Origin of the sequence: Pseudomonas mendocina (assembly GCF_003008615.1) — a bacterium.
Taxonomy (GTDB): domain Bacteria; phylum Pseudomonadota; class Gammaproteobacteria; order Pseudomonadales; family Pseudomonadaceae; genus Aquipseudomonas; species Aquipseudomonas mendocina_C.
Genome location: NZ_CP027657.1, coordinates 5,743,570 through 5,766,400 on the forward strand (window position 1 = coordinate 5,743,570; position 22,831 = coordinate 5,766,400).

General features: G+C 62.6%; 23 protein-coding genes. 4 read left to right on the plus strand and 19 right to left on the minus strand.

Annotated features, from left to right (window positions below; translation table 11 throughout):
* Nucleotides 1–10: 10 nt before the first annotated feature.
* The 8 genes from nahK to C7A17_RS26545 form a co-directional block, all read right to left on the minus strand.
* The gene (nahK, locus tag C7A17_RS26505) at nucleotides 11–2,653 is read right to left on the minus strand and encodes a hybrid sensor histidine kinase/response regulator NahK/ErcS' (RefSeq protein WP_106742553.1); all 2,643 of its coding nucleotides are present in this window, start codon (nucleotides 2,651–2,653) and stop codon (nucleotides 11–13) included.
* Nucleotides 2,583–3,746: a nitric oxide-sensing protein NosP gene (gene nosP, locus C7A17_RS26510; protein ID WP_106742555.1), complete on the minus strand. Its 1,164-nt coding sequence runs from the start codon at nucleotides 3,744–3,746 to the stop codon at nucleotides 2,583–2,585. The genes nahK and nosP overlap by 71 nt, the downstream gene beginning before the upstream one ends.
* Before the next feature lie 283 nt (nucleotides 3,747–4,029).
* Nucleotides 4,030–4,422, minus strand: a complete 393-nt coding sequence (locus C7A17_RS26515; RefSeq protein WP_106742558.1) for a hypothetical protein — start codon at nucleotides 4,420–4,422, stop codon at nucleotides 4,030–4,032.
* Between the two features lie 214 nt (nucleotides 4,423–4,636).
* Nucleotides 4,637–5,821, minus strand: a complete 1,185-nt coding sequence (locus C7A17_RS26520; protein ID WP_106742560.1) for a porin — start codon at nucleotides 5,819–5,821, stop codon at nucleotides 4,637–4,639.
* Nucleotides 5,822–6,101: 280 nt separating this feature from the next.
* Complete coding sequence (gene pqqF, locus C7A17_RS26525) at nucleotides 6,102–8,483, minus strand: pyrroloquinoline quinone biosynthesis protein PqqF (protein WP_106742563.1); 2,382 nt, start codon at nucleotides 8,481–8,483, stop codon at nucleotides 6,102–6,104.
* Nucleotides 8,484–8,902: 419 nt separating this feature from the next.
* Nucleotides 8,903–10,171 (minus strand): translesion error-prone DNA polymerase V subunit UmuC, encoded by a 1,269-nt coding sequence (gene umuC, locus C7A17_RS26530; RefSeq protein ID WP_106742565.1) that lies wholly within the window; start codon nucleotides 10,169–10,171, stop codon nucleotides 8,903–8,905.
* Nucleotides 10,164–10,601: a LexA family protein gene (locus C7A17_RS26535; RefSeq protein ID WP_106742567.1), complete on the minus strand. Its 438-nt coding sequence runs from the start codon at nucleotides 10,599–10,601 to the stop codon at nucleotides 10,164–10,166. The genes umuC and C7A17_RS26535 overlap by 8 nt, the downstream gene beginning before the upstream one ends.
* Nucleotides 10,602–11,107: 506 nt before the next feature.
* Complete coding sequence (locus C7A17_RS26545) at nucleotides 11,108–11,911, minus strand: DNA adenine methylase (protein WP_106742573.1); 804 nt, start codon at nucleotides 11,909–11,911, stop codon at nucleotides 11,108–11,110.
* A gap of 253 nt (nucleotides 11,912–12,164) precedes the next feature.
* On the opposite strand from C7A17_RS26545, the gene C7A17_RS26550 reads away from it, so the two are divergent.
* The 3 genes from C7A17_RS26550 to C7A17_RS26560 are packed head-to-tail and all read left to right on the plus strand — an operon-like array spanning nucleotide 12,165 to nucleotide 13,593.
* Entirely contained in the window at nucleotides 12,165–12,458 is a 294-nt protein-coding gene (locus C7A17_RS26550) for a hypothetical protein (protein WP_106742575.1), read from the plus strand.
* Entirely contained in the window at nucleotides 12,458–13,225 is a 768-nt protein-coding gene (locus C7A17_RS26555; RefSeq protein WP_106742578.1) for a hypothetical protein, read from the plus strand. Before C7A17_RS26550 ends, C7A17_RS26555 begins: the two co-directional genes overlap by 1 nt.
* On the plus strand, nucleotides 13,222–13,593 hold the full coding sequence (locus tag C7A17_RS26560; protein ID WP_106742580.1) for a hypothetical protein: 372 nt from the start codon (nucleotides 13,222–13,224) through the stop codon (nucleotides 13,591–13,593). The genes C7A17_RS26555 and C7A17_RS26560 overlap by 4 nt, the downstream gene beginning before the upstream one ends.
* A 163-nt stretch (nucleotides 13,594–13,756) precedes the next feature.
* Here the strand turns inward: C7A17_RS26560 and C7A17_RS26565 are convergent, their stop codons facing one another.
* Nucleotides 13,757–14,278 (minus strand): DUF2514 family protein, encoded by a 522-nt coding sequence (locus C7A17_RS26565; protein ID WP_106742582.1) that lies wholly within the window; start codon nucleotides 14,276–14,278, stop codon nucleotides 13,757–13,759.
* Entirely contained in the window at nucleotides 14,275–14,751 is a 477-nt protein-coding gene (locus C7A17_RS26570) for a hypothetical protein (RefSeq protein ID WP_106742585.1), read from the minus strand. The genes C7A17_RS26565 and C7A17_RS26570 overlap by 4 nt, the downstream gene beginning before the upstream one ends.
* Before the next feature lie 88 nt (nucleotides 14,752–14,839).
* Between C7A17_RS26570 and C7A17_RS26575 the strand changes: the two genes are divergently transcribed.
* Nucleotides 14,840–15,061, plus strand: coding sequence for a carbon storage regulator (locus C7A17_RS26575; protein WP_158704719.1), 222 nt, complete (start codon nucleotides 14,840–14,842; stop codon nucleotides 15,059–15,061).
* Between the two features lie 163 nt (nucleotides 15,062–15,224).
* On the opposite strand, the gene C7A17_RS26580 is transcribed toward C7A17_RS26575, so the two are convergent.
* From C7A17_RS26580 to C7A17_RS26620, 9 genes are read right to left on the minus strand one after another with little or no spacing between them, the layout of a single operon-like run.
* On the minus strand, nucleotides 15,225–15,608 hold the full coding sequence (locus C7A17_RS26580) for a hypothetical protein (RefSeq protein ID WP_106742590.1): 384 nt from the start codon (nucleotides 15,606–15,608) through the stop codon (nucleotides 15,225–15,227).
* Nucleotides 15,608–16,189 carry a hypothetical protein gene (locus C7A17_RS26585; protein WP_106742593.1) on the minus strand — a complete coding sequence of 194 codons (582 nt, stop codon included), beginning with the start codon at nucleotides 16,187–16,189 and terminating at the stop codon, nucleotides 15,608–15,610. Before C7A17_RS26585 ends, C7A17_RS26580 begins: the two co-directional genes overlap by 1 nt.
* Complete coding sequence (locus C7A17_RS26590) at nucleotides 16,189–16,701, minus strand: hypothetical protein (RefSeq protein WP_106742595.1); 513 nt, start codon at nucleotides 16,699–16,701, stop codon at nucleotides 16,189–16,191. Before C7A17_RS26590 ends, C7A17_RS26585 begins: the two co-directional genes overlap by 1 nt.
* 5 nt (nucleotides 16,702–16,706) lie before the next feature.
* On the minus strand, nucleotides 16,707–17,195 hold the full coding sequence (locus C7A17_RS26595) for a hypothetical protein (RefSeq protein ID WP_106742598.1): 489 nt from the start codon (nucleotides 17,193–17,195) through the stop codon (nucleotides 16,707–16,709).
* Nucleotides 17,179–17,766 (minus strand): hypothetical protein, encoded by a 588-nt coding sequence (locus C7A17_RS26600; RefSeq protein ID WP_106742600.1) that lies wholly within the window; start codon nucleotides 17,764–17,766, stop codon nucleotides 17,179–17,181. The genes C7A17_RS26595 and C7A17_RS26600 overlap by 17 nt, the downstream gene beginning before the upstream one ends.
* A gap of 28 nt (nucleotides 17,767–17,794) precedes the next feature.
* Nucleotides 17,795–18,853 (minus strand): hypothetical protein, encoded by a 1,059-nt coding sequence (locus tag C7A17_RS26605; RefSeq protein ID WP_106742603.1) that lies wholly within the window; start codon nucleotides 18,851–18,853, stop codon nucleotides 17,795–17,797.
* An 8-nt stretch (nucleotides 18,854–18,861) separates the two neighbouring features.
* Nucleotides 18,862–20,592, minus strand: coding sequence for a hypothetical protein (locus tag C7A17_RS26610; protein WP_106742606.1), 1,731 nt, complete (start codon nucleotides 20,590–20,592; stop codon nucleotides 18,862–18,864).
* On the minus strand, nucleotides 20,589–21,032 hold the full coding sequence (locus C7A17_RS26615) for a hypothetical protein (protein WP_106742609.1): 444 nt from the start codon (nucleotides 21,030–21,032) through the stop codon (nucleotides 20,589–20,591). Before C7A17_RS26615 ends, C7A17_RS26610 begins: the two co-directional genes overlap by 4 nt.
* Nucleotides 21,032–22,831 carry a hypothetical protein gene (locus tag C7A17_RS26620; protein ID WP_106742611.1) on the minus strand — a complete coding sequence of 600 codons (1,800 nt, stop codon included), beginning with the start codon at nucleotides 22,829–22,831 and terminating at the stop codon, nucleotides 21,032–21,034. The genes C7A17_RS26615 and C7A17_RS26620 overlap by 1 nt, the downstream gene beginning before the upstream one ends.

Here is a 22,831-nt window from a genome sequence, read left to right on the forward strand (position 1 = left end):
CACGACACTCTCAAGCCCCTGCCCCACGCTCCATCAGGTGACTCATCGCCGCCTTGAGCTTCATCGGCCGCACCGGCTTGTGCAGCAGGCTGTGGCCCAGCTCGCGCATCTGCTGCTTGAGTTCGTTGCTGTAGTTGGCGGTGATCATCAACGCCGGTAACGGCGAACTGCGCCGGGCGTTGATCTGCGCCACCGCATCGACGCCGTTGCGCTCGTCGTCGAGGTGGTAGTCGGCGATCAGCAGATCCGCCTCGGCGTGGTAGTTGTCTACCTGGCGCGCCAGGTCTTCCTCGGACAGCGCCGTGACCACCCGGCACCCCCAGCCCTCGAGCAGGGTGCGCATGCCGGCGCAGATCGCCGCGTCGTTATCCAGCACCCATACCCGCGCACCGCTGAGGCGTTCGAGCAGTTGATCCGGGCTGTCCTGTACCGCGCGTGCACGCGGCGCGCGGCGAGTCAGCGGCACTTCCACGGCAAACATCGAGCCCCTGCCCTGCTGCGAGGCTACGCGAATGCGGTGGCCGAGCATCCCCGCGATCTTGTCGACGATCGCCAGGCCCAGACCGAGGCCACGATCCTGTTTGCGCTGCACCGTATCGCCGCGTTTGAACTCCTGGAAGATCTCGCTGAGCTTGTCCGTGGGAATACCAATCCCGGTATCCCAGACCTCGATGGACAGGCTGTTGCCGCGCCGCCGACAGCCGAGCAGGATGCGCCCGCTGGCGGTATAGCGAATGGCGTTGCTGAGGAAGTTGCGCAGAATCCGCGCCAGCAGTTGCACGTCGCTGCGCACCAGCGCAGAGCTTGGCAGGTAATCCAGGCGCAGCCCCTCGCTGCGGGCGATCTGGTGATATTCCGCTGCCAGGTTCTCCAGCAGCTCGCTGACGGCGAACGGCGCGATATCGGGCTTGATCACCCCGGCATCGAGCTTGGAGATATCGACCAGCGTACCAAGCAAGCTTTCCACGTCATCCAGCGAGTTGCTGACGTTGCGCACCAGTGGCGCACAGCCGGTCAGGTCGTTCTTTTCCAGCAGCGCACTGGTGAACAGCCGCGCAGCATTCAGTGGCTGCAGCAGATCGTGGCTGACCGCTGCGAGAAACTTGGTCTTGGACAGGTTGGCCTGCTCCGCCTCGCCCTTGGCCTCGCGCAGGCGCGACTCCATCTGCGTGCGTTCGTCAATCTCGCGGCGCAGCTGGTCGTTGACCGTGGTCAGCTCGGCTGTGCGTTCACGTACGCGTTGCTCCAGATGGTGATAGGCCTGGTGCAGCGCCTCGGCAGTGCGGCGGCGCTCGGTGATGTCGCGGATCAGCACGAAGATGCCCACCACCTCGCCACTGGCCTGACGGTTGGGCACGTAGGAGCGCAGCATGTAGCGCTCCTGGCCGCTGTGGTTGGTCTCGGCGAACTCGAAGGTGACGCTCTCGCCGGACAACGCCAGTTCGACGTAAGGCTCCAGGCGCTGGCAATGCTCTTCGCTGTGCACCTCGCGCAGGCTCTGCCCGAGCATCGCGCCGCGCGGCCAGCAGTACCATTCTTCGTAGACCTTGTTGGTGAATTCGTAGACCAGGTCGGCCGACAGGTAGGCGATCAGCGCCGGCACGTGGTCGGTGATCAGGCGTACCCAACGCTCGCTGTCACTTAACGCCTGTGCCTGGCGATGGCGCTCGGTGATGTCGGTGAAGGTGTTGACGAAGCCGCCGGTGGGCAACGGATGGGTACGTACCTCCAGCATGCGCCCGTCGAACAGCCGCACTTCGACCTGGCGCAGGGGTTTGCCGCCGATGTCGCGGCTGTCTGGCGTCAGTGGTTCGAGTTCGCTTTCGGCCATCACCTCAGCGAACGGCCGATGGGCGTTGATCGGCGCCAGCCCGCAGAGTTCGAGAAAGCGGTGGTTCCACAGCTCCAGCGCGCCCTCGGCGTTGACCATGGCCATGCCCTGAGACAGATTGTCGACCGCGCGCTGCAGCAGGCGCGACTTCTGCGCCAGCGCCTGTTCGCGACGTAACGCCTCGCTCTGCTTCACCTCGGTGATGTCGGTGTAGAGGATCACCAGGCCACCTTCGCGGGTCGGGCGCTCGCTCACCTGCACCCAGCGCCCATCCTGCAAACGCAGCAGGCTCGGCTCGCCCTCCTTGCCGCGCTGCTCCTCCAGTACCAGGCCGCTGCTGCGGGTCAGCCGGCGGATTTCCTCCAACCGTGCGCCAGTGCCGATGCGTGCGCGACTGCGGGCCAGCAGCGCCTTGAAGCGGCTGTTGAACAGCACGATGCGCTGGCGGTCGTCGAACAGCACGAAGGCATCGGAAATGCTTTCGATGGCGTCGATCAGATGATGGTGGGCAGTCTCGGCACGCAGCCGCGCATCGCTGAGCAACTGGTTGCTCGACTTCAGCTCGGCCATCGCCTGGTTCAAGGCATCGGTGCGCTCACGCACCTGCTCGGAGAGCACCACCGAATGCTGGAAGGCCGCGTAGGCGTCGTCGCCGCGTGAATGGATCGACTCCACCCGTTCGATCAATGCGGCATTGATACGCTTGAGGCGGTCGTTCTCGCGCTCCAGCGCCTCGCAACGCGCCTGCAGTTCAGCGCTCGCTGCGGCCAGTGGGGCGACCAATGGCGACGCCGGTGAAGGTCTGGTTGATGTGCATGCCATTGAACTGCTCTCCGTAGGTGTTGAAGCCGATCACCCGCTGCTGGCGCAGCAGTGAGGCGACCGGCTCGACGCCGCCGTCGTTCTCGATTTCCAGGCGACGCAGGAAGCAATCGCAGCCGATGGTCAGCAGCAGCGGCCCGAGGCGCTGCTCCAGCCCGGCGAACAGTTGCTGCAGGTTGGGCAGCAAGGGGCCGGGGCGCATCGCGGTGAGGACGATGCCGTTCTCCACCGCGCAGTAGAAGGTCAGACTGAGGTCGTCATGCACCTGCTGGATCGAGCGCACGTAGTAGTGATCGCTGATGCGTACGGCCAGTGGATAGGCAGCGAACGCCCGGAGATCCAGCGCATCCAGCGGTACGCCGATCAGATCAGCGTATTCCTGCGCCGCTGGTGCAGCGTTGAGCTCATAGACTCGCCGGCTGGAGCTGTCGGCGCGCGTGACCACCAGCTTCTCGCCACTGGGCTCGATGTGATGAGAGCTGAACACCTCGAACTCCAGCCAGGTATTGAACAGCACCACCACCGCCGCACCGCTATGAAAGCACCCGCCGTGGTAGACGTGGGTATGGGTCAGATGGTTGTCATCGCCGGCCGAGCCGCCGAAGTGCGGAATGCTGCCCAACGCCGCGCTGAGCGCGCCGAGCACCAGTTCTTCACGGCTGGAAAGACCATCGAGCAGGGTCAGGGCGAAGCTGTGGCCCTTGATCGAAGCCAGCTCGTTGCTGCGGCAATCCTTCACCAGACCATCGACCAGATGCTGTGCATCGAGCAGGTTGAAGCGCTCCATCTCGTCGATCAGCACGCTGGCGATGGAGAAGCAGCGCAGGTCGAAACCCAGCGCCACCACACAACCACGGCCGTAGCCTTGCGGGGTGATTTCCCCGGCACTGGTACAACCAACCAGGCTCACCCCGCCGAAATGCTGCTCCAGCGCCTGGCCAAGGCCGTCGAGGTCGTATTCGGCTGAGCAGAAGAACAGGACGAAGCCGAGATAAGGGTGGATCAGCTGGCGTGCCAGTTCCTGGGCGGCCAGCTCGACATCCTTTGTGTTGGATACGGCGCTGAGCACGCCCTCCGACTGTTCCAAGGCCATAACACGCCCCATACACCTAGTGATCAGGGGGAAATTTTACGAAGCTGGCGATGGCCGCCCCATGCTACTTGAGTACTGGGTAGTAGATCCGTAGGGCGTACTCGCGAAGCAGTACGCCAGGCGCCAAGGGCAATCGAGAACAAGGTATCTGGTGCCGAAGGGGACTTTCGTACACCCCGTTCGTCCTCACGAACCGGGGGCACTGGTGCGCATGGCGCACCCTACCGGGCGTACGACGCGCGCCGCCATGCCTGTGTAGGGTGCGCCGTGCGCACCACAGCCCTCAAGGCACAGGCCAGAACATCAGGGTGAGCACGAACATCCCGGCGTAGAAACCGATCTCCAGGGTTTCCGTCCACGGCTGGATGCGCATGATCGCGCCGTGCACATGCACCAGCACCATCAGCAGGGCCACGGCAGCCAGGACTTCGAAGGTGGTGTGCAGCGCTTCGCCGGTCAGCGCCGCCCGCAACATCAGCGCCTCGACGATGAGGATGAAGGCCCCCAGGCAGCGACCGAAGTAGACAGCCAGGTCGATGTCCTGCGGGATACGCCAGCGCATCAGGCGCGCCCAGGTCAGCGGAAACAGGAAGATAGGCAGTGCGAATACCAGCGTGGTGCTGATCGCCAACACCAGCAGGTAGGTTTGAGCGTGAAGGCTCCAGATTCCAATCATGATGGTTCTCTTCTTTCGATCCCTGAGAGCCCGTTCACGATCTGGCGAGCTAGAGCGATACAAGGCAAACACAAGCGAGGAAACGGAATTTACGTGCTGTAAATGAGTATTCCGAGCTTGTGTTTAACGCAGTAGCGCCGACGCGCAGCAGATCGTGAACAGGCTCGAAAAGAACGGGAGGCCATAGGCCTCCCGTCGTCTACAAGCCGATGGCTTACCAGCTGAGCACCGCACCTACAGCGAAGGTGTCAGTGTCCTCGTTCAGACCACTGCCTGCGGCGGCATCGATCTGGTACTGGTTGTACTCGGCGACCAACTTGAGGTTGTCGTTGATGGTGCGGAAGTAGGCGATGCCGCGGGTCTCGTAGTCAGCTGCCACACCCAGGCCGTTGCCGTCGTCCTCGGTCTTGCCGTAGGACAGCGCCACGTGGTTCTTGCCCCAGGTGTAGGAGCCCTGCAGCAGGTAGCCGTCGCTGTCGATGTCACGCAGGGTCGGCTCGCCCAGGTTGTTGGTGAAGAACGGGTTGATGCCCTTGGCCTGGAAGCCCGAGCCGGTCAGCGACAGACCACCGAATTTGGCCTGCACGCCATAGCCAAGACCCTTGGAGGTGACCTTGTCGACGGTGTCGTCGGTGTTCTCGGAGGTCTGGTAGGCGCCGTTGACCCAGGTGTAGATGGTCGAGCCACCCAGATCGAACTGGTAGCTGACCTCGGATTCGAAGCGCGGGTTTTCCTGATAGGCCTTGCCGGTGGCGCTGTCATCGTTGGTGTCGACCGGATCCATGATGCCGACCGCGACACGCAAGCCTTCGGCCAGGTTGTTGTTGCGATAGGTAATCTGCGAAGTCGGGAACGGATACGGGTAGCCAGTGCCGATGTTGCCGAACGACACGCCGGTGCCGTCGACCAGGCCGAGGGTATCGGAGACGTTGCCGTAACCGGCCAGCAACTCGTCGAGGAAGATGTTGGAGCGCGAGAACAGACCGAAGTCCTTACCCACCAGCACCTCGCCCCACTCCGGGCTGGAGACGGTGCCGTAGAACTGACGAACGTCGATGGCAGTGTCGGTGCCGTTGGTTTCGCTGTCGTTGATGGTGACCCAGAAGGACGAGCGACCGGTCAGCTTGAGACCATCGATCTGCTTGCCGAAGTTGAAACCGATCCAGTTGGGCAGAAAGCCCATCTTCACCCGCGACTGACGACGGTCGAACTGCTCGCCATCACGATCCACGTCGCTGTTGACGTAGAAGGCGTTGATATAGCCGTCGGTGGAGAAAGTGGTGTCGTCCTTGTCGTACAGGACGATCTCGGCAGCAGCCTGCTGAGCGGTCACCAGTGCGACGGCGGCAGCCAGAGTGAGGGGCAGAAATCGAGTGATGGCGATCTTGTTGTTGTTCATAACGCTCTCCGCTTGAGTGGCGACCACCAGGGCAGTCGTGTCGGAGGCGATTATCGAAAGCAGGCCAGGCTGGCCATACACTGCCTTGGCAGCGATTGCCTGCTGCTTTGGCGTGGAGGTGTCGGTCTGCTTCTGGCGACTCGCGACCGACCTGCTACCGGTAGCGGGAGAAAGGTCGTAGTACCAGGGCAGCCCTTGGACGTAGAAAGCCCGGCACTCACTGCAAGCGCATGACGCACTGCACGCACCAAGAGCGAAATCCTGATAAGGGAAAGCGCGCCTAGGCGGGCGGCTGCGCTCCGCTGGCCAGCACACGCCAGTCGCTCACTCGCAGCAATTGCTCGTGAGCCTTGAGCAGATCGTTCGGCGCCAGCGCTGTTAGCGCCTCTCGCACCCGTTGCGGATGCACCTCGGGTAATCCGGCCAGATGCAATTGCCAAAGCTGCTCGGCACGCGGAAGGTTCGCCTGCAGCGGACGAAGCGCCTGCTGCAATGCCGTGCGGCAACCTGACAAGAGCGTGTCATCCAGCGTTGCGAGTGACTCGCGCTGCTCATCGAGAAATGCACGGATATGGCCGAAGATGCCGGCCGCATCGCATACCGGCGACTGCAGTGCGAACAGCAGCCCACGCTGGCCCTGCATCTGGCGAAAACCGGCAAACAGCGCGTAGCCGAGCTGCAGCTCGCCACGCAGCCGCTGGTAGAAACGGCCCTGCAACAGCTGCCCAAGCAGACGCCAGGCCGCCTCGGTATAGGCATCGACAGCAGGCAGCGGACAGAACAGCAATAGCGCCGCATCACCACCTGGCTGCGCGGCCTGACACCAGGTGAGCCCGCCGCCGTCACCCGACACCGGCTGCAGGGCGAGCAGCGGTTCGACACTCGTGCAGAGCTGGGCAAGCTGCTCCTGCTCACGCTCGCTAAAACCGACTCCCATTCCCTGCAACTCCAGCTCGCCCGGGGCCTCGCAAAGCACTGGCAGGCGTTGCAGCAGCGCCCTTAGTAGCAGCCCCTGAGAAGCCGGCTCGACCCGCTGGCCGATGGGCGCCAGCAGCAATGGCAGGATCTGCGCACTGAAGCCCGACAGCAGCCTTGCCACCCCCTGCAACACCAGCGTCCAGCTCTCACGCTGCACGCTCAGTTGGGTGACGATGCCCAAGCGCTCACCACGCTGACGGATATCGCCAATCCGCGCCTGCAAGGTGGCTTCGAGTTCATCCCAAGCGCCCTCACCGTCCAACCGTCCGCGCCAGTACAGCGCCGCAGGGTCACCGGCACTCACGCTGGCGTAATGACGCAGCCGGACAGCGGGCAGAACGGCCACGGCTGGCACCTTCACCTGCAACAGCGCATCACCCAGCGGCAAACGCCAGTCGCGGTGAACTACGACGACAGGCTCACACGCCGGCAGCGCACGCAATGGCAGGCTCAAGCCGCCCGCGGGCCAATCAGGCTGGGGCTGTTCGCTGCACTGCAACTCGATCCAGCCGTCATCAGCCGTCATCTGCGCCAACAGGTTCTTGAGCGCTCGCAGCGTGCACGCCTCATCGCATTGCGGCGCTTGCAGATGCTGCGCCAGGGCCAGGGGGCTCGCCACAAGCTGGCGCAGCGCAGCACTCTGATGCCACTCACGCAAACGTGACGCCCAGTTCGGATCGTCCTGTACAGACTGCAACCAGCCTTGAATGGCAGTGCGCAATTCGGTGCCCCGAGTCACCTCGGCCCCGCCACAGTCGAAACGCAAAAGGCATTGCCCGGCATGGCAATACAACACCCGCACCAGCAACTGCTGGCACAAGCCCAGCTCACGCAGCCCCGCGAGCAAGCCCCGGGGTGCTGCATCCTGCAGCGCATCGAGCAACAGCTCCAGCGCCTGCTCCAGGCCATCTGCCTGAAGCTGCACGGCGCAGCCCAGGTACAACCCAGCTCGGCTGTGCTGCAGGCTCAAGCGGGGCGCGCGCAGCGGCAGCATAGCGGCTGGCGCCATATTGGCCGGTTCATCGTCACAGCCAGGACTTTGCCTGAGATGCTCTTCAGCAATGGCCAGCAATTGCTCCGCCGGCTGCGGCCCGACCAGGGTCAGGCGCATGCGTCCGGCAAGATAATGGTTTTGGTGATAGTCCCGCAGCGCCTGCTGGAATACTGTCTGCTCGAGCGGAAGGCTCGCTCGATCCCCGGCGAGAAAGTCCGCGCAACGATGCCCTGCGGCCAGAGCCTGACTCAGGGCATGATCGATGCGGCAGCTGGCGTCCTGGCTACGCGCCTGATATTCGGCCTGCAGCACCTCGCGCTCGCGCGCCTGAGCCTCGACCTGCAACAGCGGCCAACGCAGCATATCCAGCAGCCGCAGCAACGCTGGTTGCAACTGTTCGGCCGCAAGCTCGAAAACGAAATCGGTATGTCGCGCCTGAGTGGAGGCATTGACCACACCGCCCTGCCCCTGGACGAAGGCCATCAAACCCTGCTCGGCAGCATAGTGACGGCTACCGAGAAACAGCAGATGTTCGAGAAAATGCGCCAACCCCGGATAGGCAGGCGGCTCATCATGGCTGCCCACTGCGACTCGCAGGCAAAGCCCCACCCGCTCCGCCCAGGGCTGTTGCAGGACACGGATCTCGGCGCCATTGCTCAGGCGCCTGACAAGAACGGGTTGATCAGACATCGATTATTCTCGGGGCAGCTTGCCGCCTAGATTCCCTCCAGCACCACTGTCCGACAATGCTGCTTTGGGTCGAGTTCGATCAGCACTTTGGTCGCAAAAGCACCGAACAGCTCGTGGCGAGCGCAAAAAATTGCCAGGAGCGATGCTCCACGTCGCCCAATGACGACCCACGAGGTTGCCGCCAAGGCTGGCAGGCGACAAAAAGCGGCAGGAGCCACTTGGCCTTGCTGTTAGAATATGCGCCCGTTTTTCACCAGCCTATCGCAGCGCACCCATGCCCCAGCAATCCAGCCGTCCCGCCGCCCTCTCACGCCGCTTCTCCGTGGCACCGATGATGGATTGGTGAGATTCTATCGGCAGGCCTTGCAGCACTAAGGCAACAGCGCGCATAGAATCTATGCGTACCAAATTTGTACCACTCAAATTCGCCAGAGCTGATCAAGGCGTGTCGTAAAACTCCGACTCATCAACTCGCGCTTCATCCCCCAGCCCGGCGTCGGCGGCACCACGCCAGGTCGAAGCGTTCCTCTGCCCCACTTCGCATTCACAGCATCCAGCACCGCCATTACCTGGCGGGAGGCCTCTGGCTGGCTTGGCGTGAACAGGTCATCGGTGTACTCGCCGCGCTGGCAGAGATCGAGCAGCAGCACCTCTGCCTTGCTGAACGCGAAGCCGGGGCGGTAGACCTGCTCCAGCCCGGCCAAGGCCGCCTGGGTGATCAGCCGCGTGTCGTCGCTCGGGTACTGTAGTTCGCACATAATCCCTCGGGCGAACTTGGGCTCATCGGGATTGAACATCCCGGTGCGGATGCTCACCCGCACCCGCTTGCATACTGACCCCTGAGCCCGCAACTTCTCGGCTGCCCTGGCAGCGTAGGTGGCCACTGCCTCGCGGATCGGCGGCAGCTCGTGCAGGCGTTTGCCAAACATCCGGCTGCAGCAGATCTCCTGTTTCGGCGGCGCCTCCCCGTCAAGCTCGAGGCAGGTTATGCCGCGCAGTTCGCGCGCCGTCTTCTCCAGCACCACACTGAACTGCGTGCGCAGTGTCCATGCATCAGCTGCAGCCAAGTCGGCAGCGGTCTTGATGTTCAGGTCACTCAGGCGAGCAGTCAGCCGGCGGCCAACGCCCCACACTTCACCGACCGGCGTGGCAGCCAGCAGCTTGGCGCGGCGCTCCGGATCGCGGATATCGACCACCCCGCCCGTCTGCTTCTGCCAGCGCTTCGCCGCGTAGTTGGCCAGCTTCGCCAGCGTCTTGCTCGGGCCAATGCCAACGCCAGTCGGGATACCCGTGCACGCCAGCACCTGGCCGCGGATATCCCGGCCCAGTGCATCGAGGTCACCCAGCACGCCAGTCAGCTCGGCGAAGGCCTCGTCGATGCTATAAACCTCCAGCGCCGGCACCAGGCCTTCTATGACGGTCATGACCCGCTCGCTCATATCGCCATAAAGCGCATAGTTCGAACTGAACGCCATGCCGCCGGCCGCTTCGAATGACTTACGGATCTGGAACCACGGCTCACCCATCTTGATGCCCAGCGCCTTTGCCTCGGCCGTTCTGCTCACGACACAGCCGTCGTTGTTCGACAAGACGACGATGGGCACCCGAGCCAGGTCAGGCCGAAACACTCTCTCGCAGCTGCAGTAGAAGGCGTTGCAGTCGATCAGTGCGAACACGCGGTCAGCCACAGTGGCGCCCCTGCCGGCACAGACCGACGTAGACGCCCCAGACCTGAAACTCTTCAGCCTCGAGCACGTAGCGCGGCGGATACTGGGGATTGGCCGACAGCAGGATGACTTGGTGCTGGTCGCCACCCAGGATCTTGAGCAGCGGTTCGCCGTTCACACACGCGATCACCACATCGCCCCGCCGGGCCTTGGCCGACTTATCGATCAGAACCAAGTCGCTGTCGAGGATGCCGAGCCCCTGCAGGCTGTCGCCGCCGACACGCGCGAGATAGATCTGCGGGCGATGAAGGCCGAACAGTTCGTCGAGAGAGATGCGTTGCTCAAGATGATCCTGGGCCGGACTTGGGAAGCCGGCCGGAACACTGGGGAGGAAGTAAGGAACCTCGGTACCACCAGATTCGATCTGGCCGAGGATGGTGACACTGTCCAATTCTGAGCACCCGATACACTGTATGCACAAACAGTATTTGCATTGACACGATCAGCGTCAATGCCATGATCGAAGGAGTCGACAAAAGGAAAGGCGCACCACTGGTGCCAGAAAGCACAAACGAAAAAGGCCCGGCACCGCAGGGACTCCCCCACGGCAACGGGCCTTTGATTCATGCAGCTCTAACTACAGCACAATCACCACCCCACGCCTGGGGCCAATGTGTGTCTCTTCAGGAGCGTCTGCCCCCTCGACGATGAACACCTCAACCTCGGCGCCCGGCCGTGGTTCGGCTGGCTTAATCCGCGCATGACGATAAGTCTTACGCCCCTGATCAAGCACCCAGGAGATCTGCGACTGGTGGAAGCTCCAGATCCCATACCCATCGCGATCAGCGACCTTTCGCTCCAAGTGCATTGCAAGCCCGTTACTCATTCGAATGGACAGCATCTGAACCCCCGGCGAGAAAAAAGGGATTCTAACCGAGGCTGCCCACTCAGAAGCGCCTACACGCCGTCGAACAACCCACCAAGCCCTGCCGGCTCCCAGTTCAGAATCACCAGCTCACCGGTCGTTTCGGCCAGGCTGCTGCGCTGATTGGTGCAGCTGTAGCGGATATCCAGCCGCTCAAAGTGGAAACCTTCGAAAGCCTGGCGGATATCGGGGTGGTCATTGATGCTGACCATCACCCGGCCCTTGCAGCGCCGCATGAAGTCGGCCATGGCCAGGTACTGCTCGAACGGGAAGTCCACGCCGTAGCCCTCGGTTTTCCAATAAGGCGGATCCATGTAGTGGAATGTGTGCGCCCGATCATAGCGCTCGACGCACTCCAGCCATGGCAAGTGCTCGACGTACACCCCGGCGAGGCGCTGCCAGGCGGCAGAGAGGTTCTCCTCGATGCGCATGATGTTCGGCGCCGGCCCTGTGGTGGCCGTGCCGAACGTCTGCCCGGATACCTTGCCGCCAAAGGCGTGATGCTGCAGATAGAAGAACCGAGCCGCCCGCTGAATATCGGTCAGCGTCTCCGGCCGAGTGACCTTCTGCCACTCGAACAACTGCCGGCTGGAGAGCGCCCACTTGAATTGCCGGACGAACTCTTCGACGTGGTTCTGAATGACGCGGTAGAGCGACACCAGGTCGCCGTTGATATCGTTCAACACCTCGACGGGCGCAGGCTGGGGGCGCATGAAGAACAGCGCAGCGCCGCCGGCAAAGGCCTCGACGTAGCACTCGTGCGGAGGGAACAAAGGAATAAGACGGTCGGCCAGACGGCGTTTGCCGCCCTGCCATGGGATTACGGGCTGGGTCATATGCAAGCCTTTACTGTATAGATAAACAGGTGTTAGCCTGCCGCCGCTTCGTGCACGAGGCGGGGGCCATGGCCGGGCTTGCAGGGATAGTCTGCGGTCTGGCGGCCGCTCAGGGTGTTGGCGCACCCCGGGCGGTCGCCCTCTTCATTTACCGACGAGCGGTATGCATGAAGCATTGAATAGCTCGATTCGAGCTATATAATAATCCCAACAGCGCGGCGCACAGCCAGCACTGATCCTTGGGAGAGATGAGATGAAAGACCTGACTGGCACCTTCAAACAAATAGATTGGGCAAACAGCATCCGTCGCGACTTCGTCGAGAGCTGCGAGAAAAGCATCGCAAATTTCGCCCCTGACTTCCCCGCTTACCTGAGCGCTGCCGAGAAAAACGAAAAGCTCCGCACCACGGAAGTGCTGGCCAACCGCAAAGCTCAGCAGGAGAAATTCGCCGCACTGTTGGTTGCCGCCGAAGACAAGACCACCGCAAAGTTCTGGATCGAGAACCGCAGCGATCTGGCCGCAGCACTGACCAAAGGTGCAAAGTAATGAACATAGGCCCGTTCACTCTCAACGTAACTGAGCGCCTGAATCTCTCAGGCGCTCCCCAGGAACGCTGGGAAATCAGCTACAGCGGCGAGCGATTCGCCTGGCATCACCTGCCGGCTGGCGCGAAACACAGCGTTATCGCCGCCGCATTTGCTGACGACATCGCGGCCTGGTGCGCTGACCTGCATGATGAAGCCCCTGCGGCCGATACCCCGCATGAGCCCCACCTCCGGCTGATCGATGTCGCCACCGATGAAGTGCTCGGCTCAATGCCATGGGCCGCTGAAGTGCCAGGCCTGCGCAATGCGATCCCAGGCGAGCGCTACCCCACCTGGCTTGTCACCAGTTCGCAGCCACAGATGGCCATGCCGATGAGCGAAGAGGAATTCGCCCGGCTGCGTCCGGCAATGGTTGCCCTGCACACGGAGCGCCTTGAGCGGGCCGACGATGAACGCCGACTCATGATTGAGAACACCCCCGCACGAAGCTGGATAACCAAGCTGCTCCCCGGAGCCATTCTGACCAACAATCCTGATCAGTGGCGGGCACCAACAAGCTGGGAAGTTCGACACATCGTCGGCGAGGGATCGCTCACCGGAATTAGCGGCGCGAAAGCAGCCGAGCTGGTTGGTATATCGCCAACGAACTTCCGAAAATACACAGCCTCGGACGATGCAAAAAATCGTCAGAAAATGGGGTTTGCAACCTGGCATTCACTACTGCACTCGCTCGATATCCAACGGATGAAGCAATGGAGCGGCCAGTGATCAACCTTGCCGAGCTGAGCGACAGCGAACTAGCCGCGCACATCTCGGCCGCGATGGCCGAGTTTCAGCGGCGCCTGAATACTCCGAAACCTGTCGAGCATAACGCAGCGGCGCCCGCCCCCGAGGCGCCAATCGCAAAACCGAAGCGCCCAGTCAAGACGCCCGCCGAAGCAGACCAACGCTTCGTTCGCGCCTGCCTGCGCTTGCTACGCAGTCAGGGCTACATCAAAGCCGCGGATAAAGACCGGTACCGCGAAATCGTCAAAAAGCACCCGCGCTGGACGAAAATCAACGGCTACCCCGATACCCTACGAGGCAGCACCGCTAATCACTGGCTTGACTTCAACAACCCGCTGGATGATAAATAAGACTCTGCCGAACAGGCAGCTTAGAAGTACTTCTGTGCAGACTGGTTTTTCCTGCATGCACTGCTGAATAAGCAGCTTAGAAATATTGATTTGCACCTATGTGTTACTTCAACTGCCGAGCAGGCAGATCAAGCCCCGCCCAGCGCGGGGCTTTTTATTTCTCTCATCTCAAACCGTCATACGATTTCTCGCAAGTTGATCCCGCTATTCCTCGCCGGTCGGCGATGTCAGCATAGAGTCGAACAGCCTCTCCGAGCCGGACGAGCACGTCGGCTCGCACTCGGGCGGCGCCTTCGGCTGCCTGGCCGAGCTGGGCAGTGATGGAATTGCCGGCGTCACGACTGCGCTGCTCAGCGGCTGCGAGGCGCAACTTGAGCCGCTCAAGAGCACTACCAGCACGCTCAGCATCGCCACGCGCCGCAGCCAGTTGTTGCTGGGCTTCTGCATCTGCTTTCTCCGTAGCGGCTTGGCGCCGCTGGTTTTCCTGAATGACGAACATCGCGGCGCGCCGGTCGCGTTCTGCCACTTCGGTGCGGTAGTTGCTGTGTGCTGACTGCTCACGCGCCAGGCTGACCTGTAGGCTCGCGATGCGGATCTGCTGCACGCCGCCTACCGCCAGGGCGAGCACAGCGCCAGCGATCCAAGGCCAAATCCAGGCTGGCACAAGCTTCAGCAGTGCGGTCATGACATAACCTCTGCCAGCGCCCGCTCGTACAGCGAATCCCAGGTCGAGCGATGCGGCTTTCCAGGTCGCCAGGTGCGGATATACAGATCCCAAGCCCTTGATGTCTCGCCAAGTGCTGGCAGTGACCACGCGTCCGTCCATAGCAGTAGCCTGGCAAAGGCTGCGGCCAGAACGTCGTCATGCTCTAGTCGCTGGTAGACCTGTTCCGGTACTGGCGAAACGCCGCGCTTATCACAAATTCGCACGGCATGTTCACGGCTAGCGGCATGGCGCAGCACGCCGACCACGCCACCGCCGCGCTCAAACTGCCAGAATCCACGCGCAGGGCCGCCGATCTGCCGGCGATGCTTGAATCTCGACTCCTGCAAACCGATAGCCAGCAACATCACCTCGGCCTCAATCGACGACATGCGCGCAGGCAGCAGCGCGAGCGCAGGCGCAATCGCCTGAGCCCGAATCTCAGATAGGGTCATGATTTCTCCAGGCACAAAAAGCCCGCACGGCGGCGGGCTTGGTGGTAATGGCCTATGCTGCAGTCTTAACCGAAAGCAGGGAGGCTATATGGGACTGGTAATTGAGAGAAAGCGGGGGCAGGCAATACATATCCTGTTCGACGAGAACATGAGCGATCAGGATATGCTCGATCTTATCCGCTCCGGCATAACCGTGAGAGTTACGGATATAGGCAAACACGGCACGAAAACACGGATAGGAATCGATGCCCCTGAAGCCATCACTGTTCTTCGTGAAGAACTACTCGAGCGGCATCGAAGCTGCGGCTAGCGACTCTACTGCCTGAACATCCGCATCAACTGCGGCACGACTCAACGGGTCGAAGAAATCCTGTTCGGGGCATTCCCACACCATGTACGGTGTGCCATCGAGTTTGAACCGCTCGACGAGTTCTAGGATGCTCCCGCATGCCGGGCAAAAACGGAACGTCATGTCACACCCCGTATTGCGCACGTAGCGCAGCGTAGTCGGTTTGATACTGAGCCTTGCGGGCGTTGTACTGATTCGTGATCGCCGCCTGTTTTGCTGCCTGAGTTGCGCCGCCAGCCATCGCGGCAGTGCCGAAGGCCTGATTCAGGGCAGCGATATCGGCCTGATACTCGGCATTGAGCCGGGCTGCAGAATCCTTGAATGTCGGATCCGGCGGCTGTTCAGGTTCTGGCACAGGCAGCGGCCCAACGAAAAATTCACCATTGATGATCTGCACATGCAGACCATCGCGCATGCCCGCAAGCCCCTCTTGATATTGCTGCTCACTGATTTCAATGCCACCCGGAATCGGGTCTTGCCCGATCCAGCCATCTGCTGCATACGGCATTATCGAATCCTCATGTAGTAGTCGGCCCCAATACTTTTGGCGCGGGTTTCGTTTGCAGTGCGGGGCGAACCATTGACACCATCCGTCACTGGGTCTCCCGTCGTCAGATCTGGTCGCTGGTAATTACCCGGCCCTGCCGTGTTGCCTCCCGCCGGGAGATATGCAGCGAAGTGTGTAGCACCCGATAATGGGGCCATCCGGTGCCCCTGAAATGCATCCGCCAGCACCGTCCCGCTATTACCCGCACGAATCACGCGACCCTCAGTATTGATCAACCGCACTGTCTGCCCATTCAACGGGCTGCCTGCATCACTGATCACAGCTGTGGCCTGGACTAGGGGCGCAGAGCCGCTGACGCTCTCAGACGTCAACACGCCTGTGTTGTAGCTGTCACTGGCAGTCAGCTTGATGTAGCGATAGTTCGGATTGTCCGTCGGTGGAATCTGCGCGCCGGCCAGGTGTGTCCAGATCGGGAAAGCCATGCCCAACGGCAGCATCTGCCACCGCAGGTCATTGAACTCCGCCACGGTCATCTGCCTGGTTTTCCCGCCCACCAGCACGAGCGGTCGACGGGCGCCCATCAGAGGGTTACCGGCGCATATTCAGCGGTGATCAGCTCGGTCGCGCTGGCGGCACGGCCCAAGAACTGGCTGAGTTTGCCGATATCGGTATCGGGATCCAGTGGGGTGCTGATCACGCCGCCGGCGGTGCCAAGGTAGTAGTCGGCCCCGGCAGTTAGGCCGCTGAGGGCGGCGTTGGCGGTGTTCAGACGGTACGCCGTGCCGCTGGCATCGGCATCGACCGCCACGCGCACATAGCCCCAGGCCGCACGGCCGTTGCTGTTGTCGGCGAGGCGCATTTTCAGCGTGCCGGCATCTGCAAACAGTTCGACGAATTTGCCGGCGCCGATAGCCTCGCTGGCAACCGCAACTACCACGTTGGCGCCGATGCCTGCCGGCATCACCGAGGAATCCAGTCTGCCGTCCGAACCGAGAGCTGGAATTTTGCCGGCATCCCCCGCACCAGCCGACGTAACGATGGCCAGCACGCGCTTGAGCTTGCCGCCTACGAGATCGATATAACCTTGAGCCATGATGGCTACTCCTGTTCCAGTTGAATTCCGGGTTGAATGTTGAGAGTGATGCGAGTAGCCGATACCGCCGCGCCGATCAGCACGGCGAACCCATCGACCGGGGGCTGTTGAGTGAGAGCGCCATCGGCGCCGAGCCACACCAGGCCTGGCTGCCAACTCCAGCCGGCATCGTCGATGGCACCAGAACGCTGCACATTGATCGTGTCGCCTTGCTGGGCAGCGGTGAGGGTTACGCCCAGCAGCAGGTCGATGCGCTCACCGTCTCGGGCATCCAGCTTGAAAACCTGCCCAGCCAGTTCGTACACGACACGAAGTGCGCTGAGCGTTTCGCCAGCGACACGCTGGAAGGCAGAACCAGCCTCTGGCCCTGGCTCACCCTGACGCCCCGGCGGCCCCTGCGTCCCAGCCGCAACAACCAAAGCCGGCGTTGCTGTCGCCTCAACCAACAGCACGAACGGTTCACCCCGCACCACCACATCAGGTGCAGCAGCCATGGCCACCCCCTCTGCGAACGCTCACCGGCCCATCGAGCCAGCGGTCTACGTCGCCGTTCTGCCACGTGATATCGAGCGTGTACGTCACGCCAGCCTGCGGGATAGCCGCGCTCTGTGCAGGCGTAAGCACGATCATCAGGCGCCCCACGCCGAGCACCTGCAGGCCTTCGTTGGCGATGGTCAGCTCAAGGCTGTAGCCGTGGCCCGTCAGGGTGAGCTTGGCGCTGGCATCGGTCAGGTCGACGCCTGGCTGATACACTAGCCAGCCGCCACTGGCGTTCTGGCCTGCGCCGTTCAGCGCGTTGATTTCAACGGTGTCAGCATCGATCACCCCGACCATCCAGGGCGCCTGCTGCGGGGGCTGGCGGTTCAGCGCGGTGAAGCCGGACACCCCCTCAACCCAGCACGGCCACTCGGCGGCCAGGCCGTGCTCAGGGACGGTCAGTTTCAGTGACGGGGTTTTCTGCACATCGGTAATGGCTTTGCGCTCGAGGCGCGGTTGGAGCAGGAATAGCGGTTTTCGGTTTGTTGCCCCGGGAATCACGGGCAGGTCTAAACGGGCCGGCGTCATGGCTGGCTACTCCGAGTGATAGTGAGGGTTAGCGCAGTCGCACGTAGCCGGCGTACTGGCTGACAGCCAGCGTGCGCGAAGTGGTGCCAGCGGTTTTGCTCAAGCTGGCGGTAAAGCCAAGGCCAGCAGTACCGCCACCGAGGCTGCCGAGCGGCACCGTTGCAAGGGTGGTTTTGCTGGTGCTGCCCCAGAACGGCCGAGTAGCAAGCTCCATTTGCGTGTCATTAAGCAGCAGTACCAGCACCGTGCCGGATGGGCTCAGGGCTGCCGAGGTATTCACTTGCTCGAAATCCTCGGCGCCCTGGTAGCTCAGCACCAAGTTGCCGTCGTTGACGAGCCGAGACTGGCGCAGGCTGATCCCGCCCAGGCCCGGCACGCCCAGGGTGATGTCAACCTCTAAGTCCTGCGCGGCACTCGGGGCGGTCGGCAGAAATACGTTGATCGCGACTTCGGCCGCCGCCACGTCCGCCTTTTCGATATCGGGCACGGAAGCAAAACCGGCCGCAGGGCCGGGCGCGGCGCCAAGCGTGACGGTGCCGGTGGCAGTGGTGCCGGTGGAAATCACCAACTGCCCATCAGCAGACTGCACAGACGTAGCGGCACCACTGCCTGATGCCGAGACATAGCCATCGACAACGCTCAGCACGCCGGCAACAGCGCTGATTGCTGCTTGAGTGAAGCCGAATGCAGAGGCCACTGCCACGCGGGCATAGGCGCCAACACCGGCCGCAGACCAGAACAAATCGCCCTGCCCCGCCTCGCCCTGCTCCAGGCGCTGCACGAAGTTGCCTGGCGTCCAGCCGAGCGCGTCGATCTGCGATTGCAGATCCTCCATCACTCCAGCAGTGATGCTGCAGTAGATCCAGCTGCCATCTGGCCAGTCCTGATCTGCGCTGCCCTCAAGCGCGCGCGTCAGCGTAGCGATACCCGAAACAACCGCCGCATCGAGATACTCGAACCGCGTGGCATCGGCGCCGCGTGCATCGCTCATAGTCAGCCGATAGACACCATCGGGCAGTGCCAGGGCGAGTTCGGTCACGCCGGACGCCAGGGCAACCTGCGCGGCGTAATTGCTGATGAACTTCATGGGTTACCTCAGAAGAAGGTTACCGGCTCCCCGCCGGTTGAATCAGTCACAAGCTCATGTGTGAGCGGGTGGTAAGCCTGGCGAGCATTGAGCCCTACAGGGCCTCGCCCTGCGGCGCTGGCATGCGGGTAGTGAATGGCCAGCTCATTACGCACCACCACGTTCGGCGCACTGGTGGAATGAAAGCGCAGCAGCCGCACCCCGCCCTGGGTCGTTTCAAGGTAGTGGAGGCCCACATGGCTGCCACCGCCGCCGGCATCGACGTTGCTGAACGTGATGGTGGTGCTGAGGTTGTTCTGGTCACCCGGTGCTGTAGGTAGCTTGCCCACGTTGTTGATGCGGCTAGACGGCCCCAGGGTTTCAACTATCGAGCGCGACGAGAAAGCCTCGGCGTATGGCGCAGGCGTCGAATACGACCCGGTGATCGGCCCGGAGATCGTGCCGCTTACAGGGTCAACACCGGTCGAGCCACTAGGGGCCAGCGCGCCGCTCAGCCAGCGCCACTGGCCGCCCGGCATCAGCCGCGGGCCGCCGCCGACATACGATGGGCTACTGGTCGAGTAGCTGTACGCAAGCCGCTGCTCTGCCTGCTCGGCCAGTGTTGCCTCGGTCTGTTCGATCACAACGCCATCGCGCAGCAGATCAACCTGAACGTTCAGGGTCTCCGACACCGTGCGGCCTACCTCGCTGCTGAAGCTTCCGGTAAACATCACGTCGGCAAAGTCCGCATCGTAGGTGGCCGTGCCGGTGATCGAGCCGCTGACGTCGCCGGCCGCGGACGGGTACTGGCAATCCAGCGAGTAGCGCGTGGTCGCGGTGTATTCCACCAAAGCATCAGCATCATCGAACATCAGCGCCACCAGTCGCCCAGTTCGCGCCGCCGTGTAAAGCGCACTCCCCACCGGCAACCGCTCCGGCTCAGTCGAGGCAACGCTGCCGTCAACCTCCAGCAGGCCGGTAACGGTCAGCGTGTAGGTGCCACCACCCGGAGGGAATTTCTCAACCGAGGCCGGCGGGCTCATATCGCCAATAGCGATGTACGTGCGCATTTCCCACCAGGGCGACGCCGGGTAGTCCTGCTCCCAATCGCCCAGCGCCTGTTCCTGCGTGCGCAGCACCGTCATCGTTGCGGCCAGGACGCCGTCCGTGTCGGTGATTTCGATCTGCAGATAACCAGTCGGCAGGGCGCCGCCGGAGGACAGCCGCAGCAGCGCGCGGTCGCCAGTGCTGGTAATGCTCGTCACCGTCACACCACGGCCCGCGGGGCTGCCCGTTTGCCCGTTGTCCGGCACGCCAACCGGCAGGCTTACCGGCGCCGTCTCAATCGGCTCGAAGTGCCCGAACGGCTGGCATTCCAGAGTCAGCGCAAAAGGCTCGCCAACATTCGCCGAGGTGGTGATGGTGATGCCGGGCTGCACTAACCAGCGTTCACCGTTGGACGCCCAGTAGATCCAGCCATCGACCCGCCGGCCGAACAGCAACCAGTCACTCTGCAACAGCGCATAGTTCTGCCAAACGCGCCCCTGTAGCCGTTCGGCTTCGTGGTAGGCGGCGCTCAACGGCACATCGGCAATGCCCGGCTTGCGAATCAGCTGGATGGGCCAGCAGCCTGGCGTTGGTAGTTCGCCCGTCAGGGGCCATGGCACGCCGTCGACTTCGCGCAAAAAGCCGCTGAGGCTCTCACGGATGAGGCCGTGCTGGGTGTTGCCGATGGCCTTGGTTTCGTCCAGTTCAATCACAACGGCGGCTCCGCGAACTGCTGTTTGACCTCGGCCTCGTTTGCATCCTGCTGGGTGATTTCTTTGATGGGGCGGATCACGAAGCTGAACAGCCCATCGACAGTGGTAACGGTACGATCATCCCAGTACTGCCGCGTGGCGTAGTCCTGTTCAACAAGTGGGCTTGCGATGCCACCACCACTACCAGGGTTCACCGCCGGCGGCACGTAGTTGCCGCGGCCCTTCTGCGCCGGCAGTGAGCCGCGCGGCTCGATGGTGCGCAACGTGCGCCGAGCCTTCGTCGGGCGCACAACCGCGTTGATGTCATCAACCTGCTGCTCGCCACGGCGACGAGCAATCATCGCCTCGCCAATAGCCTTGCGCTCAGCGGCGGCCGTTGGCTTACGGGCCTCCTCGATGCCCTTGCGGATCGCCGCGCGCTCTTGAGCCAGTGTTGCCATCAGTTCAGCTCCAGCAGGTCATTGGGGATCGCGACGCGGTAAACGCCCTCAATGGGCACCACCAACTCGTCGCGCTGCTCGGCCGGGATCTCGTCGGCAGTGATCTGGAAGCGACGGGTAAAGCCTTCGCTCACGCCATCGCCCACCGACCAAGTGCCGCTGAAGCCGTCCAGTTCGTCGTCGTAAACCTCGCCTTTGCCACCGATCTGCGTCGGCAGGTTGTCGGCAATCGGGTCGGGGGCTGGCGGCTCTGGCTGTGGCTCAACGCTGAAGGCCGGTGGCGTCAACGGGTCGTTCACATCACCGCCACCGCGCATCAGCGCAACGGTCACACTGCACAGCGCTGCACCACCACCATGATCCAGCCGCCATTGCAGTAGCTGGATCTTGCCCTTGGCCAGGACACCCTGGTCATCTACCTGCGCGGTGTGCTCCAGATCGATGCCATGCACCCAGCCGCCCGGCACATCCCAGTTTGCCGTTGTGCCGCGATGCTCGCCGACGATGGTGGCGGCCGCCTGGTTGAGCAGCACGCGCAGCCCAGCCTGCCGGCGTGGCTCATCACGCACATCGGTGTGACCGCTCACGCCGTCATCAGCAGCGCGACCAGGTGTCGATGGCGCCTGGAATCCTGGGCGCGGGATGCCATTTGAAGTACCGCCAACTGCAGGCGCTGCGGTGTTCACACCAAACGCAGTGGACTCCCAGCGCTCTGCCAGGTCGCTCTCGACGTCCATCGCCAGGCTGTCACGCTGCACCAGCTCGCCGCTGGCGGTGATCGCCGCATCGGCTCGCACATCCAGCGCGTACCTCTCTGTCACAACCTGCGTCCAGCGCCGCGCAGCAGTGAGCGAGAAGCCCAGCAACTGATCAGTGAACGGGTTGTTCCAGCCGATTGGTGGGTCGCACCAGACGCCCTGCGGCATTGTGCGGTACCAGGTCGCGCCACTCAGCAACTGCTGGCCGCTGTCGGTCACCGCATCAAGGATCATGTCGATGTTCGGCAGCTCCGTGGAGTCCAAGAACCAGGCGCAGAAGCCACCCTCTCCACTCAATCCACCGGTAAACGGGTGCTGCCAGTGATAGGCCTTGTTCAACTGCCGCAGCCGGCTGAAGCGGTAGTCGGCCTCGATCAGCACACGGTTCGTCTCGCGCTTGTCTTCGCTGAAGCCCAGCAACACGGTGTCGTAGATGGTCGCACCTTCGCCGAACACATAGTCAGCCGTGCCCTTTGCATACCAGCTGCTAACGCGCGGCACGCCGTAGGCGTCGCACTCCAGCGAGGCGGTGCGGGTGCTCATGCGCTCTTGCGCGTAGTCCCAGTGGCTGCGACCCTCGACCGGCTCGAACACATCCTCAGACCACAGGCCGCCCGTCAGCGAATCAACCTGCTCGACCGGCAACGCCTCGACTACCTCCTGCAACTGATCGCTGCAAGTGCACGATAGAGTACGGTCAGTGCGGTTCCACACCGGGTCGACGATGCGCCCGGTGAACAAGCGCGACTCGCCCAGGTTGTCGAGGTAGTCGATTGTAACCTCACGTTTGCGCCACTCCAGCGGCAGCACCGGGCCAGGCGGCAGACACAGGGTGAACTGCGCTACGCGGGCTCCGCCTTCGGCAGCGAGCACTGAAGTCTCACCAGTAACACGGGCAGACCAATCAACGCCCGCGACAACCACCCGGCTCACCCACTGAATCGCGTTATCACCACCGACCACAATTGGCTCTGGCACATCTCCACTGCCCGGCAGGCTGCCCAGCGGGGCGCCGCCGAGCAAGTCATTACCCAGCAGCAT

Coding starts and splice junctions, on each gene's coding strand:
- C7A17_RS26595 (WP_106742598.1), bottom strand. CDS start 17,195: ATGGCTGCTGCACCTGATGTGGTGGTGCGGGGTGAACCGTTCGTGCTG.
- C7A17_RS26580 (WP_106742590.1), bottom strand. CDS start 15,608: ATGCCGTATGCAGCAGATGGCTGGATCGGGCAAGACCCGATTCCGGGT.
- C7A17_RS26565 (WP_106742582.1), bottom strand. CDS start 14,278: ATGACCGCACTGCTGAAGCTTGTGCCAGCCTGGATTTGGCCTTGGATC.
- C7A17_RS26520 (WP_106742560.1), bottom strand. CDS start 5,821: ATGAACAACAACAAGATCGCCATCACTCGATTTCTGCCCCTCACTCTG.
- pqqF (WP_106742563.1), bottom strand. CDS start 8,483: ATGTCTGATCAACCCGTTCTTGTCAGGCGCCTGAGCAATGGCGCCGAG.
- nahK (WP_106742553.1), bottom strand. CDS start 2,653: ATGGCATGCACATCAACCAGACCTTCACCGGCGTCGCCATTGGTCGCC.
- C7A17_RS26550 (WP_106742575.1), top strand. CDS start 12,165: ATGAAAGACCTGACTGGCACCTTCAAACAAATAGATTGGGCAAACAGC.
- C7A17_RS26605 (WP_106742603.1), bottom strand. CDS start 18,853: ATGAAGTTCATCAGCAATTACGCCGCGCAGGTTGCCCTGGCGTCCGGC.
- C7A17_RS26545 (WP_106742573.1), bottom strand. CDS start 11,911: ATGACCCAGCCCGTAATCCCATGGCAGGGCGGCAAACGCCGTCTGGCC.
- C7A17_RS26570 (WP_106742585.1), bottom strand. CDS start 14,751: ATGACCCTATCTGAGATTCGGGCTCAGGCGATTGCGCCTGCGCTCGCG.
- C7A17_RS26555 (WP_106742578.1), top strand. CDS start 12,458: ATGAACATAGGCCCGTTCACTCTCAACGTAACTGAGCGCCTGAATCTC.
- C7A17_RS26620 (WP_106742611.1), bottom strand. CDS start 22,831: ATGCTGCTGGGTAATGACTTGCTCGGCGGCGCCCCGCTGGGCAGCCTG.
- C7A17_RS26600 (WP_106742600.1), bottom strand. CDS start 17,766: ATGACGCCGGCCCGTTTAGACCTGCCCGTGATTCCCGGGGCAACAAAC.
- C7A17_RS26515 (WP_106742558.1), bottom strand. CDS start 4,422: ATGATTGGAATCTGGAGCCTTCACGCTCAAACCTACCTGCTGGTGTTG.
- C7A17_RS26575 (WP_158704719.1), top strand. CDS start 14,840: ATGGGACTGGTAATTGAGAGAAAGCGGGGGCAGGCAATACATATCCTG.
- nosP (WP_106742555.1), bottom strand. CDS start 3,746: ATGGCCTTGGAACAGTCGGAGGGCGTGCTCAGCGCCGTATCCAACACA.
- C7A17_RS26615 (WP_106742609.1), bottom strand. CDS start 21,032: ATGGCAACACTGGCTCAAGAGCGCGCGGCGATCCGCAAGGGCATCGAG.
- C7A17_RS26590 (WP_106742595.1), bottom strand. CDS start 16,701: ATGGCTCAAGGTTATATCGATCTCGTAGGCGGCAAGCTCAAGCGCGTG.
- C7A17_RS26585 (WP_106742593.1), bottom strand. CDS start 16,189: ATGGGCGCCCGTCGACCGCTCGTGCTGGTGGGCGGGAAAACCAGGCAG.